The organism is Pantoea sp. 22096 (assembly GCF_052045955.1).
Lineage (GTDB): Bacteria > Pseudomonadota > Gammaproteobacteria > Enterobacterales > Enterobacteriaceae > Pantoea > Pantoea alfalfae.
Map to the genome: position 1 here is coordinate 163,025 of NZ_JBQEPW010000002.1, position 14,843 is coordinate 177,867.

The 14,843-nt window shown below is 57.1% G+C and carries 14 protein-coding genes; 11 read left to right on the forward strand and 3 right to left on the reverse strand.

Annotated elements, in window-relative coordinates:
- Window positions 1-10: 10 nt before the first annotated feature.
- Window positions 11-559 carry a YbhB/YbcL family Raf kinase inhibitor-like protein gene (locus ACTJKZ_RS11045; RefSeq protein WP_222925821.1) on the forward strand — a complete coding sequence of 183 codons (549 nt, stop codon included), beginning with the start codon at window positions 11-13 and terminating at the stop codon, window positions 557-559.
- 52 nt (window positions 560-611) lie between these two features.
- On the opposite strand, the gene ACTJKZ_RS11050 is transcribed toward ACTJKZ_RS11045, so the two are convergent.
- Window positions 612-1,478, reverse strand: a complete 867-nt coding sequence (locus ACTJKZ_RS11050) for an alpha/beta fold hydrolase (protein ID WP_440829579.1) — start codon at window positions 1,476-1,478, stop codon at window positions 612-614.
- A gap of 177 nt (window positions 1,479-1,655) precedes the next feature.
- Here ACTJKZ_RS11050 and ACTJKZ_RS11055 point away from each other — a divergent pair, with 177 nt between their 5' ends.
- Window positions 1,656-2,243 carry a CGNR zinc finger domain-containing protein gene (locus tag ACTJKZ_RS11055; protein WP_222925819.1) on the forward strand — a complete coding sequence of 196 codons (588 nt, stop codon included), beginning with the start codon at window positions 1,656-1,658 and terminating at the stop codon, window positions 2,241-2,243.
- A 53-nt stretch (window positions 2,244-2,296) separates the two neighbouring features.
- Here ACTJKZ_RS11055 and proP read toward each other — a convergent pair whose 3' ends face one another.
- Entirely contained in the window at window positions 2,297-3,763 is a 1,467-nt protein-coding gene (gene proP, locus ACTJKZ_RS11060) for a glycine betaine/L-proline transporter ProP (RefSeq protein ID WP_095708080.1), read from the reverse strand.
- A gap of 295 nt (window positions 3,764-4,058) precedes the next feature.
- Window positions 4,059-5,252, reverse strand: coding sequence for an aminotransferase class I/II-fold pyridoxal phosphate-dependent enzyme (locus tag ACTJKZ_RS11065; RefSeq protein WP_440829580.1), 1,194 nt, complete (start codon window positions 5,250-5,252; stop codon window positions 4,059-4,061).
- Window positions 5,253-5,470: 218 nt separating this feature from the next.
- Here ACTJKZ_RS11065 and ACTJKZ_RS11070 point away from each other — a divergent pair, with 218 nt between their 5' ends.
- From ACTJKZ_RS11070 to ACTJKZ_RS11110, 9 genes are all read left to right on the forward strand, one after another.
- The gene (locus tag ACTJKZ_RS11070) at window positions 5,471-6,283 is read left to right on the forward strand and encodes a MetQ/NlpA family ABC transporter substrate-binding protein (RefSeq protein WP_253417724.1); all 813 of its coding nucleotides are present in this window, start codon (window positions 5,471-5,473) and stop codon (window positions 6,281-6,283) included.
- Window positions 6,280-7,305 carry a methionine ABC transporter ATP-binding protein gene (locus tag ACTJKZ_RS11075; RefSeq protein ID WP_260058754.1) on the forward strand — a complete coding sequence of 342 codons (1,026 nt, stop codon included), beginning with the start codon at window positions 6,280-6,282 and terminating at the stop codon, window positions 7,303-7,305. Before ACTJKZ_RS11070 ends, ACTJKZ_RS11075 begins: the two co-directional genes overlap by 4 nt.
- A complete protein-coding gene (locus ACTJKZ_RS11080; protein WP_222925815.1) occupies window positions 7,298-7,966 on the forward strand; it encodes a methionine ABC transporter permease in 669 nt (222 codons plus the stop codon). Before ACTJKZ_RS11075 ends, ACTJKZ_RS11080 begins: the two co-directional genes overlap by 8 nt.
- Window positions 7,967-7,969: 3 nt before the next feature.
- Window positions 7,970-10,285: a molybdopterin-dependent oxidoreductase gene (locus ACTJKZ_RS11085; RefSeq protein ID WP_222925814.1), complete on the forward strand. Its 2,316-nt coding sequence runs from the start codon at window positions 7,970-7,972 to the stop codon at window positions 10,283-10,285.
- Window positions 10,286-10,415: 130 nt separating this feature from the next.
- Window positions 10,416-11,435, forward strand: coding sequence for an isopenicillin N synthase family dioxygenase (locus ACTJKZ_RS11090; RefSeq protein WP_161735443.1), 1,020 nt, complete (start codon window positions 10,416-10,418; stop codon window positions 11,433-11,435).
- Between the two features lie 35 nt (window positions 11,436-11,470).
- Complete coding sequence (locus ACTJKZ_RS11095; protein WP_033785173.1) at window positions 11,471-12,274, forward strand: MetQ/NlpA family ABC transporter substrate-binding protein; 804 nt, start codon at window positions 11,471-11,473, stop codon at window positions 12,272-12,274.
- A complete protein-coding gene (locus ACTJKZ_RS11100) occupies window positions 12,267-13,055 on the forward strand; it encodes a methionine ABC transporter ATP-binding protein (RefSeq protein ID WP_161735445.1) in 789 nt (262 codons plus the stop codon). The genes ACTJKZ_RS11095 and ACTJKZ_RS11100 overlap by 8 nt, the downstream gene beginning before the upstream one ends.
- Window positions 13,043-13,711: a methionine ABC transporter permease gene (locus tag ACTJKZ_RS11105; protein ID WP_013196174.1), complete on the forward strand. Its 669-nt coding sequence runs from the start codon at window positions 13,043-13,045 to the stop codon at window positions 13,709-13,711. Before ACTJKZ_RS11100 ends, ACTJKZ_RS11105 begins: the two co-directional genes overlap by 13 nt.
- Before the next feature lie 9 nt (window positions 13,712-13,720).
- Window positions 13,721-14,791, forward strand: a complete 1,071-nt coding sequence (locus tag ACTJKZ_RS11110) for an iron-containing alcohol dehydrogenase family protein (RefSeq protein WP_161735449.1) — start codon at window positions 13,721-13,723, stop codon at window positions 14,789-14,791.
- Window positions 14,792-14,843 lie beyond the last annotated feature (52 nt).

Here is a 14,843-nt window from a genome sequence, read left to right on the forward strand (position 1 = left end):
GGAGTGGCTGGTGAAAAAATTACTCTGCGCAACGGTGCTGGCTGTTTTGCCAATAACCACGCTGGCAGCATCGGTGTTTACGCTGCAATCACAGGATTTCAGCGATAATGCCCTACTGGATAAAAAGTTTGCCGGTGCTAATAAAAGTAATCCTTCCTGCACCGGTGAGAATATCTCTCCCGAACTCAACTGGTCTGCGATTCCGGCGGGCACCCGCAGTCTGGCCCTGCTGATGACCGATCCGGTCGGGGCCAAAGGGCTGGGCGTGACTCATATGGTGGCCTATAACATTCCGGCCAGCCGTTCGTCGTTCGCGCAGGGGGCGCTGACAAAGGGCAAGGACTACACCGGCGGAAAAAATACACCCGGGACACTGCACTATTATGGACCTTGCCCGCCTGCAGGCAGCGGCCTGCATCACTATAACTTTGTGCTGATCGCCACCGATTTGCCGGTGGGTCAGTTGAAAGCAGGGTTAACACAGGCCGAGCTGGTGGCACAGCTGAAAGGCCATGCGCTGGGCGCGGCCAGCACCGTTGGCCGCTTTAGCAATGAATGACCTGCACGTTTGCAGAGGCAGCGCTGAATAGCCTGCCTCTGCGCGCTACGGATCAGTCGCCACTGAACATCTCGCGGATGCGCGACGCAATGTGATGCGTGTGTGTCTCCAGCGCGAAGTGACCGCTGTCCAGCAGCTCGACCACCGCCTGCGGATTATCGCGCTGCCAGGCCAAGGCGCCGGGTGGAATAAAGAAAGGATCGTGTTTGCCCCAAATCACCAGCGTCGGGAGCTGCTGCAGGCGAAAGAATGCCTGAAATTCCGGATAGCGTTTGAGATTGCTGGCGTAATCAAGGAACAGTGCCTGCTGAATATCTTTGTTTCCGGGACGCTCCATCAGCAGCGTGTCCAGAGTATAACTTTCCGGGGCGATCTGCTGCGGATCGCTGACCCCATGCAGATACTGCCATTTAACCCCTTCGGCTGTCAGGATGGCGTCGCGGATCACCTCACCATTTGCTTCGCTGGGATCGTCCCAGTAGGCGCGAACCGGTGCCCAGGCGTCTCCCAGTCCCTCCAGATAGGCATTACCGTTTTGCGATATCAGTCCGCTGACACGATCCGGGTAGGCCAGCGCCAGCCGCAGACCTGCGGGAGCACCATAGTCGAAAACATACATTGCGTAGCGTTTCAGCCCGAGTGCATCGACAAACGCGGTCAGCGTCTGGCCGAATGCGTCGAAAGTCCATGAATAGTTACGTTCGGCGGGGACGTCAGTAAAACCAAAGCCAGGCAGATCGGGCGCGATGATATGGAACTTATCGGACAGAAGCGGGATGAGATTGCGAAACTGATGAGAAGAGGTGGGAAAACCGTGCAGCAGTAGCAACACCGGCAGTAATGGATCGCCCGCTTCTCGATAGAAAACATTAACGCCGTCGGCCTGCTGATAACGATAAGAAACAGAGTGTGTATTCATGATATTTTCCTGTAACTGGTTAAATGGCATTTATAGGGTTACAAGAGCTTATTATGCAGTGATAATGTAACCTGTCAAATTGATATTTAGTGGTTACATCAGGCCGTCTGTAACTACTCATCTGCTTTTTTATCGGTTACAGTAGCGTCAGAAGATTTCAATAATGAGGGCGACATCATGGCGGAAACGCAATCACACTCCGGCCAGGGGCCGTGGTTTCTGGCCGATCATCCGGCGCTGGATTTTATCAACACCGAAGCTATCGCAGAGGGGCGGCCATACGATTTCTGGCAAAGCGATCAGGATGTTGAAGCCTGGCTGCAACAGGCCGGACTACTAACCGACGGATCTGCGCCGCAGTATGAGCCGGGCGCGCTGGTGCAGGCCGCTCGTCAGTTACGTCAGATTGTTCGTGACGCTGTGCAGCAGCATAAAGCAGGTGAGAATGTGAGTACTGAGGCGCTGAATGTCTGGCTGGGCCAGGCAACGAGTCACCTGCAACTGAGCGTGGAGTCGGGTTCGCTGACTATCCGGCGCGTTTACGCCAGCCAGAACGTGAGGCAACGGCTGGGACAGGTTGCAGAACAGGCTGCAATGCTGCTCACGCAGGAAGATTTCAGCAGAGTCCGTGCCTGTGAACATCCCGACTGCACCCTGTGGTTTTACGATCGCACCAAAGCGCATCGCCGCCGCTGGTGCAGCATGGCGCTGTGTGGCAATCGGGCGAAAGTTGCGCGTTTCAGGGCAGTAAAATCAGGTGGGTAGAGCGTGCGTCTGCCAGATAAAAAAACACCCTGCAGAGCAGGGTGTCAGAAACGTTATTTAGCCGCGGTCGTGGCGGGCTTTTGCCGTTTGCGCAGCTTGTCGATCAGTCGATGCGCTTCCGCTTTGGTTGCTACCGCAGGCGATGAACCGGTCAGCGGCTGACGCGCCGTTTCCCGCACCGTCAGAATGGTCAGCAGGCCAATCACACCTGCGCCCATCATGTAGTAAGCGGGCATCATGTTGTTTTTGGTGGTATCTACCAGCCACGCGGTAATCAACGGTGTCGTACCGCCGAACAGCGACACCGACAGGTTGAAACCGATAGCCAGTGCGCTGTAACGAATATCCGTGGTAAACAGGGCAGGCAGCGTCGACGGCATGGTGCCGCTGAAGCAGGTATGCAGCACGCCCAGAATCAGCAGGCCGCCAAATACCGCCCACATATTACCGGAGCCAATCAGCATAAAGCTCGGAATGGCAAGCAGGATCAGGCCTACTGCACCAAAGCCAATCACCGGACGACGACCAATGCGATCGGTCCAGCGCCCCCACAGCAGCGTCAGCGGCATCATCACGAACATTGCCACCATCACCAGCAGCAGACCACTCAGCTCTGGCAGACCCAGCACGCCGGTCAGGTAACTCGGCATATAAGAGGTCAGCATGTAGTTAGAGACGTTGAACAGCAAAACCAGACCGATACATTTCAGCATGGGCGCACGATATTTGCTTAGCATCTGCATCAGCGTCAGACGCGGTTTACTCTGTTCCAGCGCTTCCTGCTTTTCCATGTGCTGCTGGAATGCCGGCGTCTCTTCCAGTTTCAGACGGACATAAAGGCCGAACAGACCCAGCGGCGCGGCAATAAAGAACGGCACGCGCCAGCCCCAGGACATCATCGCCTCGTTCGACATCACCGTGGTCATCACCGTGACCAGGCTGGCACCCAGAAGGTAGCCGCCAATGGTACCGAACTCCAGGAAGCTGCCCATAAAGCCACGGCGTTTGTCGGTGGAGTACTCCGCGATAAAGGTCGCTGCGCCACCATATTCACCGCCGGTCGAGAAGCCCTGAATCAGGCGTGCTACCAGCAGCAGAATCGGGGCCATAATCCCTATCGACGAATAGGCCGGGATTAGCCCGATGCAGAATGTCCCGATCGACATCATGATCATCGTCATCGCCAGCACTTTCTGGCGGCCGATGCGGTCACCCAGCGGGCCAAATACCAGGCCACCAATCGGACGCACCAGGAAGGCCGCCGCAAACGTACCAAAGGTGGCAATCAACTGCACCGCGTTGTTGGCATCCGGGAAAAAGACTTTGCCGATGATGACGGCAAGATAGCTGTATACGCCAAAGTCGAACCATTCCATCGCATTACCGAGCGCCGCTGCGCCAACTGCGCGCTTCAGCATGTCGTTATCGATGACGGTAATGTCGTCAACAGTCAGCTCTTTGGGCTTCCTGTTCCAGAAATGTTTCTTTGGGTGTTCAGACGATGTGTTTCTGGTGTCCATATTCTCCTCAGGTACGTCAATGAAGGAGTCTTATAGCTTTCGCAGCCGCAAATAATGTTCAGAAGAAACCGTGGAAATGAAAGCTATAAGAAGCCGAATAATTTTTAAGTGAAGCGGCAGAAACCGCAGCCGGTAAACCTTAGACTACGAATGTAAGGTTTTGCAAGTTTTCAGCCGAAATAACTGGCTTTGCTGACAAAACCAGCACACTGCACTTAATCATGCCTGCTTACGCTTATAAACATTTGGTCATATCCCGCGTTTATGGCTCAGATGCTGTCTGGCTCTGATTTCATCAGCCACGCCTGCGCTCATTAAACAGTTTCAACCCGTCAATGCGGTCCAGCGCCTGCAGCAGCTGTTCCGTGCTGGCGGTCAGGCTGATACGAATATAATGCCGCCCGGCGAGGCCAAAGCCGTGACCTGGTGCCACCAGCAGATGACACTCTTGCAGTAACAGGCTGGCGAACTCCTCGCCGGTAAAACCGGGTGGCGCAGGCAGCCAGAGAAAAAAGGTGCCCTGACGAGCGCGCACCGGCCAGTGCATCTCTGCCAGCCTGGCGAGTACCACGCGACGACGCTGGTGATAAGGATCAGCCAGACGGTTAAGTTGCTCAGCAGAGAGCGACAAGGCGGTGATGGCGGCATCCTGCACCGCGCCAGACACCGTGCTGTAGCTGTGAGTATGCAGTTTTTTAAAAGCCGTAATAATCGAGGCGTTTCCCACAGCAAAGCCCACACGCCAGCCTGCCATCAACGCGCTTTTCGACAGGGTGTAAATTTCCACCCCCCACTCTTTGGCATCGGGCTGGGCCAGCAGACTTAGCGGCTGCTCGTCCGGCTCACTGCCTAGCGTAGCGTAGGCGAAGTCATGGATCAGCGGAATAGGGTGCTGGCGGGCGAAAGCCAGCGCGTCGGCGAACAGCGCGGGCGTCGCCAGTGCGCCGGTGGGATTATGGGGATAGTTGAGCATAACCAGACCGGCGCGCGCGGTAATCTCATCCGGCACCTGAGTAAAATCGGGCAGGAAAGCGTTACGCGCCTCCACCGGGATGCCATAAAAATCGGCACCGGCCTGGCGTGCTGCTGAGCGATAGATTGGATAACAGGGATCGGTGGAGATTAACACCTGGCCCGGGTTGAGCAGGGCGCGTGGAAAGCCGTTGACGCCAATGTGCGCGCCCTGAAACAGCGCAACTTCGGTATCGGGATCCAGCATGACCCCATAGTGACGCTGGTAAAAGTCTGCGATAGCCTGACGCAGGGCGGGCTTTCCCCAGAAGGAGGGATATTCATGATTTTCCGGCCGCGCCGCCGCAGCCTGTAAGGAGGCGATGACCGCAGGCGGCGTAGGCTGACGTGGGCTGCCCGATGAGAGATCGATAAGCGGTAACTGCGATGCATCCAGTTCTGCTGCCTGCTTCTCAAGTAAGCTGAAAAGATTCTCTTCCAGCCCTGCGACCAAATCTGAAGCTGCAAACTCCGCCATAACCGTCCCGCAATAAAGAGTGTGAAGCGGAAAAGAATGACACAGCCGGGTTTCATTTCTTTAGCAGAAATAACGCTGAAGATTGCCGCCATCTGGATATTCAGCCTGTGACTATCGTTAGCATAAATAAGCCAAAGTCGGGGCCGGTTTTGCCTGTTCCTGATTGTAAGGGCTGTGATTAAATCGATTGCTCTCACGATAATGAATCAGGAAGCATTATGCGCATTACTTCACGGGGAATTATTTTTTCACTGACGGCTGTTTCAATTTTTACCTCTGCTGCGCAAGCCGCAGACCAGAAAAAAATACGCATTGGTTTTAATCCGGGTCCGTATAAAGAGCAGTTTGAAAAAGGCGTGGCACCTCTGCTAATTAAGCAGGGTTATACGCTGGAATATAAGGATTTCAGCGATGGCATACAGGTTAATGATGCTGTTCATCGCGGCACGATTGACGCCAATATCATGCAGCATCCGGTCTATCTGAAGTCGGTTAACGATCGGCTTGGCATTGATAACGTCGGTATTGTGCAGGTGCCGACCCCGCCAATGGGACTCTATTCTGAACGCGCAAAAACGCTGACGCAGCCTGCGCCAGGCAGCACGGTCTCTGTGCCGAACCAGCCCTCAAATGAGTATCGGGCTGCGCTGCTACTTCAGAGTATCGGCTGGCTGAAAATCAGCCCTGAGAGCGACGCCGCAACCTTCTCGCAGAAAAACATTACGGAGAACCCCTACAAAATCGTGCTGAAAGAGATGGATAATGCCCAGCAGGTGCGCGCACTGCCTGATGTGGATTATGGTGTTATTCAGGGTAACTTCGCGGTCTCCAGTGGCCTGAAACTCAATTCCGCGCTGAAACTGGAGGCACCAACCAGCCAGTTTATTAACGTAGTAACGGTAGCGGGTAAAAATAAGCAGGCTCAGTTTGCCCGTGACATTATTGCCGGCTATCACTCGCCGGAATTCAAAGCGTATATCACCAGTAATGCGCAATATGCGGGCTATCTGTTGCCAGACTATTTCAAATGAGTCAGGCGGCTATCGCGTTTGACCAGGTCAGCAAAACCTTTGCACGTAACGGGTCAGAAGTGCAGGCGCTGCAGGATATTAATCTGCGCATCAACCAGGGCGATATTTTTGGCGTTATCGGCACCAGCGGTGCCGGAAAAAGCACGCTGCTGCGCCTGATTAATCATCTGGAAACGCCGACGACCGGCACGGTGGAGGTGCAGGGTGAAGCGTTACAGGGGATCAGCAAAAAGCGGTTAATTGACGTCAAAAAGCAGATTGGGATGATCTTTCAGCACTTTAATCTGCTCAATGCCCGTACCGTATTTCACAACGTGGCCATCCCGCTGATATTGCAGGGGCGGAGTAAAGATTTTATCGCCACCCGCGTAGCGGAACTGCTGGCGTTTGTGAACCTCAGCGACAAAGCCCACAGCTACCCGGACGAACTCTCCGGCGGTCAGAAACAGCGCGTCGGAATTGCCCGTGCGCTGGCGACCAACCCTGCCATTCTGCTGTGCGATGAGGCGACGTCGGCGCTGGATCCCCAGACCACGGTGCAGATTCTGCTGCTGTTACAGGAAATCAATCAGCGTTACGGCATCACCATTGTGCTGATCACCCACGAGATGTCAGTGGTGCAGAAGATCTGCAACCGGATGGCGGTGATGGCGCACGGTCGCATTGTTGAACAGGGCGATGTCCTGACGCTGTTCGCCGAACCACAGCAGGCGGTGAGCGCCAGCTTTGTGCAGTCGGTCATTCACGATCGCCTGCCACAGCAGACGCTTGAATTGCTCAGCGAGCATCCGGCAGCCGACGCGTTACGGCTGGAGTTTGTCGGCAGCACGGCACAGCAGCCGGTGATCAATCAGCTGATCCGCAACTATGAGGTGGAGGTGAATATTCTGTTCGCCAGCATGACGGAGGTGCAGCGCACCATTCTGGGTTTCATGATTGTGCAGATCAAAGGCGAACCCGCGCAGCGCGAGGCGGCGATTCAGTTTCTCACCGCGACCGGAGTAAAAATCAGTGATGTCTGAACTCTTTGAAACGGCTGTAACCGGCGATCAGTTCCTGACGGCGATGCAGGACACGCTGATTATGGTGGGGCTGTCGCTGGGCTTTGGTTCGCTGCTGGGGCTGCCGCTTGGCATTATTCTGGTGGTCTGCCGTCCGGGCGGGATACAGCCCCAGCGTCTGGTGCATCAGCTATTGAACCCTGTCGTGAATATCATCCGTTCGCTGCCGTTCATTATTCTGCTGATTACTATCCTGCCGCTGACGCGCCTGCTGGTGAACACCACGATTGGCACGGCGGGGGCCATTGTACCGCTGGTGATCTTTATTGCGCCTTATATCTCGCGGCTGGTGGAAAGCGCGTTGCTGGAGGTCGACGAAGGCATTCTGGAGTCAGCCAACGCGATGGGGGCTACTACGCTGCAGACCATCTGGTATTTCATGCTGCCGGAAGCGGCTTCCTCGCTGGTGCTGGCCCTGACCACTGCCACCATCGGACTGCTGGGCGCCACGGCGATGGCGGGCACGGTGGGTGGCGGCGGCATTGGCGACCTCGCCATTACTTACGGTTATCAGCGCTTTGACGCCTTTGCCACGATTTCCACTGCGCTGGTTCTCATTGTGATTGTCCAGCTTCTGCAAACCCTGGGTACGCGTATTTCACGTCGTATCCGACGCGAGTAAACCATGAAGAAGAATGATTTAGCGGTAATGCACTGGGGCACCTATCACGTCACCACCGACGGTGACACGCTGACGTCGGTCAGGCCGGTGGCGTGGGACCGTAATCCGTCCGCTATCGGTCAGTCGCTGCCGGGCGCGGTGCAGAGTGAAACCCGGGTCAGAAATCCGGCTGTCAGGCTCGGCTATCTGCAGAACAGAAGCGCTTCACGCAGCGGACGCGGTAAAGAGCCGTTTGTCGAGGTGAGCTGGGAAGTGGCGCTGCAACTGGTGGCTGAAGAGCTGGCGCGGGTGAAAACCGGGCACGGCAATGAAGCGATCTATGCCGGTTCATATGGCTGGTCCAGCGCCGGACGATTTCATCATGCCCAGAGCCAGCTGCACCGCTTCTTTAACCACTACGGCGGCTACACCGCCAGCACCAATACCTACAGCATTGCGGCCGGTGAACGCACGCTGCCGCACATCATCGGTAATCTGGATGAGTTACAACGTCACCATACTCACTGGCCGGTACTGGCGGAGCATTGTGAGCTGTTTGTGGCGATTGGCGGATTGCCGCTGCGCAATGCGCAGGTCAATGGCGGTGGGGCTAACGATCATGCGCTGGCTCACTGGCTGACCACACTGCGGCAGAATGGCACCCGCTTTATTAACATCAGTCCGGTCAGAAACGATCTCGCCGGGGTGGCCGATGCGGAGTGGCTGGCGATAAAGCCCGGCTCCGATACGGCGTTACTACTGGCCATCGGGCAGGTATTGATTGCGGAATCCCTGTATGACGCGGCCTTTGTGGCGCGCTACACCGTAGGCTTCGATATCTATGCGGCGTATCTGTTGGGTGAACACGATGGCATCGCCAAAACGCCCGAATGGGCTGCGTCACTAACCGGGCTGGCAGCCGATCAGATTCGCGGATTAGCACGGCAGATGGCGGCTCACAAAACGATGGTCAATATTGCCTGGTCAGTGCAGCGTGCGCGGCAGGGCGAGCAGGCGTTCTGGGCCACTGTCGCCACCACTGCGCTACTGGGGCAGATTGGCACGCCCGGCGGCGGGCTGGGGTTTGGTTACGCCTCAACCAATCTGGCGGGTGCCGCCCGGCGACAGTTCTCTGGCCCCCGGCTGCCTGCCGGCCATAATGCCGTACAGCAGACTATACCGGTGGCACGTATCGCTGACATGCTGCTTAATCCCGGCGGTCTCTACGCGTTTGACGGCCAGCAGCGAACCTATCCCGACATCCGGCTGGTCTACTGGGCTGGCGGCAACGTCTTCCATCATCATCAGGATATCAACAAGCTGATACGCGCATGGCAGCAGCCGGACACCGTGATTGTGCATGAGCAGTTCTGGACGGCGCAGGCCAGATTTGCCGATATCGTCCTGCCCGCCACCACTTCGCTGGAGCGCGAGGATATCGGCAGCGCCAGCAACGACGGCTTTATTATTGCCATGCCGCAGCATCTGCCGCCGTTTGGGGCGGCAAAATCGGATTACGCCATCTTTGCTGAGCTGGCGCAGCGGCTCGGTTTTGCTGATGCCTTTACTCAGGGACGCGGTGAGCGCCAGTGGCTTGAAGCCATTTACGCAGACTCCCGGCCACGCGCAGCGGCGCAGGGCATCGAACTGCCGCCCTTTGAGGCCTTCTGGTCACAGGGCGTGGTGGAATATCCCGCGCCTGACACACCACAGATCCTCCTTAAAGCGTTTCGCGATAACCCGGAGTCGGCCCCGCTCAGCACGGTATCGGGAAAAATCGAACTCTTTTCGCAGCGGGTGGCTGACTTTGGCTATGAAGAAGCGCCCGGCTTTGCCTTCTGGTATCCGCCGGAATATCAGGCTCAGCAGCAGGAGAAGCAGCAGTGGCCGTTGCATCTGCTCTCCAGCCAGCCGCGAACCCGGCTGCACAGCCAGTACGATCATGGCCGGGTCAGCCGGGCCACCAAAATTGCCGGGCGCGAGCCGCTCTGGATGCACCCTGAGGATGCGGCTGCGCGTGGCATTGAGGAGAACAGCATCGTGAAAGTGTTTAACGGACGCGGCGCGCTGCTGGCGGGCGTGCATCTGACACAGGATATCCTGCCGGGGGTGGTGCAGATGTCGACCGGGGCCTGGTATGACCCGCTGGAACAGCAGGAGGGCAAGCCGCTGGATAAACATGGCAACCCTAATGTGCTGACCCAGGATCGCGGCAGTTCACGACTGGGCCAGGGGTGCAGCGCGCAGACCTGTTTTGTAGAGATTGCGCTTTACCACGAGACCCTGCCTGAAATCACAGCGTGGTCGCCACCGGAATTTGTGATCCCGACCACAGAGTAATCTGCGGGCGGGGACTTAAGGGGCGGTGGGATATTCCCATCCGCCGCATATCCATAGCAGGATTAGTTGGTAGTTAACGCATAACTGAAATGGCAAGGTAAAACGATTCTATGCCAACAGAGTGTTAATCATGAGTGCGTTAACCCCATCAGAATTGCCGGTCATTGATTTCGCATTATTGTCAGGTCATCAACAGCAGCAGCGACAGGTTCTGGAAAAATTAAGCCAGGCCGCGCGTGATGTCGGTTTCTTCTACTTAATTAATCACGGTATCGACCGTGAATTACTGGATGAGGTTCAGCGGGTCGCACGGACGTTTTTTGCTCTGCCGCAGGCGGACAAAACGGCGGTCGCGATGGCCAACTCACCGCATTTTCGTGGTTACAACCTGGCGGGCGTGGAAATCACCCGCAGCCAGCCCGACTATCGTGAGCAGTTCGATATTGGCGCAGAGCGCGAAGCGCTGCCCGTCACCGCCGATTCCCCGACCTGGCAACGCATGCAGGGGCCGAACCAGTGGCCTGAAGCCTTGCCTGAATTGCAGACGGTGGTGACCCGCTGGCAGCAGCAGATGACTGCCGTGGCGCTGGAGCTGCTGCGCGCCTTTGCCGAAGCGCTGAACCTGCCACGTAACGCCTTCGATAACCTTTACGGCGACTATCCCAACGAACACATCAAACTGATCCGCTATCCGGGCCGCACCGAGGGTGAATCACGCCAGGGTGTAGGTGCACATAAGGATTCGGGTTTCCTGACCATGTTATTACAGGACGACCAGCCGGGCTTGCAGGTTGAAGTGACGCCGGGCAACTGGATTGATGCCTCACCTTTGCCGGGCGCGTTTGTGGTCAACATTGGCGAACTGCTGGAGCTGGCGACCAACGGCTATCTGCGCGCGACGGTACACCGCGTGGTGTCGCCGCAGCAGAACAATGAGCGCTTATCCATCGCCTTCTTCCTTGGCGCACAGCTCGACGCCGTCGTGCCAATCTATCAGCTTCCCCCGCAGCTGGCTGAGCTGGCGCAGGGACCGAGCAGCGATCCGCTTAACCCGCTCCTGCGAGAAGTTGGCTGGAATTACCTTAAAGGCCGGCTGCGTTCGCATCCGGAAGTTGCCCAGCGTTTCTATCCCGAACACAACACCCACTAAAAACTACGACTGATAACGATAAGAGATAAATGATGATGATTAAAAAGCGCTTTCTGGTTCTGGCTGGTCTTTCACTGCTGATTGCTCAAAGTTTACAGGCGGCACCGCTGCGCGTGGCGGCCGATCCGCTGCCGCATGCGGAAATCCTTGAGTATGTCAAAACTCTGGATCCGAAACTGGATATCAAAATTGTTGAGCTGAGCGGGGGCGTGAATGCCAATGAACTGCTGGCATCCGGGGATGTCGATGCCAACTACTTCCAGCATCTGCCTTATTTAAAAGATCAGGAGAAAGCGCTGGGAAAAACCTTTGCCGTGGTCGCCAGTGTGCATATTGAGCCGCTGGGGATCTACTCGCGTAAGGTGAAATCGCTGGCAGCGTTGCCAGAGGGCGCAAGCATTGCCGTGCCGAACAACACCACCAACCTGAGCCGCGCACTCTGGCTGTTGCAGGACAAAGGGGTGATTAAACTCAACGCGCAGGGCGAAGCGGGCTCGACGCTGGTGACGCCGAAAGATATCAGTGAGAACCCGAAGAAAATTAAAATTGTTGAGATCGAATCACCCCAGCTGCCACGTTCGCTGGATGACGTTGATGCCGCCATTATTAACGGCAACTATGCGCTGGAAGCGGGTCTGAATCCGGCGAAAGATGCGCTGGGGCTGGAATCCGCGGCGCATAACCCTTACGCCAACCTGCTGGTGACCACGCCTGAACTGGCGAAAGATCCGCGAGTGATTCAGCTGGCGAAAGATCTGCGCTCGCCGCAGGTGGCAGAGTTCATCCGTAAAACCTATCAGGGCTCTGTGATTCCGGTTGCGGACCAGCAGCATGATTAAGCTCAGTCATCTCAGCAAACACTACGCTGGCGCACCTGCGCCAGCGTTAGACGATATCTCTCTGACCATCGAAGAGGGCACCATCTTTGGTATCCTGGGCCGGAGCGGGGCGGGCAAAAGTACGCTGCTGCGCTGCCTGAACCGGCTGGAGAGTCCTTCCAGCGGGCGGATTGAGATAGATGGTCAGGATCTCGCCACATTGAGCCTGGCGCAGCTGCGTCAGCAGCGCCAGCAGATGGGGATGATCTTCCAGCACTTCAATCTGCTGCATTCCCGTAACGTGCAGGACAATGTCGATCTGGCGCTGGAGATTGCGGGTGTGCCTAAGGCGGCGCGCCGCCAGCGGGTCACCTCGCTGCTGAAACTGGTGGGGCTGGAGTCCTTTGCGGCCGCCTGGCCGTCGCAGCTCTCAGGTGGACAGAAACAGCGCGTCGGCATTGCCCGCGCGCTGGCCGCCCGACCGCGTTATCTGCTGTGCGATGAGGCGACCAGCGCGCTGGACCCCGAAACCACCACCTCGATTCTCGATCTGCTGGCCGATATTCAGCAGCAGCTCAATATCACAGTTGTGTTGATTACCCATGAAATGGCGGTAGTAAAGCGTATCTGTGACGGTGCGGCGCTGCTGGAGAATGGCCAGCTGGTCGAGAGCGGAACGCTGAGCCAGATTATGGGACGCGAAGAGGGACGCCTGCGCAAAATGCTGCTGAAGGATGGCGAAGCGGACCGGGCGTTTATTGAAAAATATCAGCGAGAGGCATTAACCCGATGCGTAGCATGAGTAGCGATCGGTTTCAGGAACTGCTGTTGAACGCCACAGGCGAAACGTTATATATGGTGCTGCTGGCGGCACTCTTTACGGTTGCGATAGGTTTACCGGTGGGCGTGCTGCTGTTCCTGACCCGTCCCCAGGGCATTCTGCCTAACCGCGCGATTTCACTACTGCTCAATGCGCTGGTCAATACTGGGCGCGCGCTGCCGTTTGTGGTGCTGCTGATCGCACTGATCCCTTTTACCCGCCTGCTGGTCGGCACCACGCTCGGCAGTACCGCCGCGATTGTCCCGATTACGCTGGGCGCCTTTCCCTTTTTTGCCCGCATCGTGGAGAACGCGCTGGATGAGGTCGATCGCGGCCGCATTGAGGCGGTAGTCTCAATGGGCGGCACGTTGTGGCATATCGTCAGCCGCGTATTGCTGCCGGAAGCACTCCCTGCGCTGGTGGCGGGCATTACCCTGACTATTGTGATGCTGATTGGCTTCTCGGCGATGGCGGGTGTGGTCGGCGGCGGCGGACTGGGCGATCTGGCGATTCGCTACGGCTATCAGCGCTTCGATAACCAGATCATGGCGGCCACCATTGTGGTGCTGCTGGCGCTGGTGATGCTGATTCAGAAACTCGGTGACCGCCTGGTGCGTTCGCTGGCTTATCGGCGTTAAGGGGCAGCGATGTTTCGTGTAATGTCGCCAAAAGGCTATCTGCAACGGCCAGGACTCCGGTCTGAAGTGGGTGAGATTATCCGGCCGCTGACCTCGCATATACATATCCTCACCTCGCCGCACGCCTGGCAGGCGGTGAATCCGGCACTGACCATCAGCCTGGAACAGGCAGGCATTCGCTGGCAGCTCGACATGCTGACCGGTGAATGCACCGATGCGGCGATAGCTTCACTGCAACAGCGGGTGCAGACGCACGGAGCCACCCTGATTCTGGCCGTCGGGGGCGGGCGGGTGCTGGACTGCGCCAAAGCGGTCAATGATGCCCTGCCGGATGTGCGGCTGGTCAACTTCGCTACGCTGGCTGCCACCTGCGCAGCCTGGTCTCCGCTGGCAATTATTTATAACAAGCAGGGCGGGCATCTTCGCAGTCAGCCACTTAACGCCATGCCGGAATGGATTCTGGTGGACAGTGAAGTGATTGCCCATAGCGACGTCCGCTACCTGCGATCCGGTATTGTGGACGCGCTGGCGAAATGGTTTGAGTTTGAACCTTATCAGCGACAGACGCCGCACCGGATGGCGCTGGATCTTAAAGTCGCCGCCGCCTGGCAGGCGGTGACGGTGCTGAGACAGTGGGGTGAAACGGCGGTGGCCGATAACCTAGCGCAACAGGTCACCCCGGCGCTGGAGAAGGTGATTGAAGCCAATATTGTACTGGCAGGGCTGGCGAACAGTATTCAGGACGCAATGGCGACGCCCGGCTTTGCCCATGTTATCCACGACCGTCTGACGCACCAGCCAGAACTGCATCACTGGCTGCACGGCGAAAAGGTCGGTTTCAGCCTGCTGATCCAGTCCTGGATTGAACAGCAGGGCAAACAGGTCGAGCCGGAACTGCTGTCGCTGCTGCGCCGTTTCCACTCGCCCCTGACGCTACCTGCGGCTATCGACGCCGACACCGTGCATCAAATCGCGCAGCAAATCCACTTTCCCGCCGCCAGCCTGGCGCATCTTCCCTTTACGTTTGACCCTCATCAACTGGAGAAGGCTCTGCTGGCGACGGCCGCGTTTAAACCGTAAATGCGGTGAGTCAGAAGAACAGACGTTGCCGCTTGATAACCTACCAATAGTA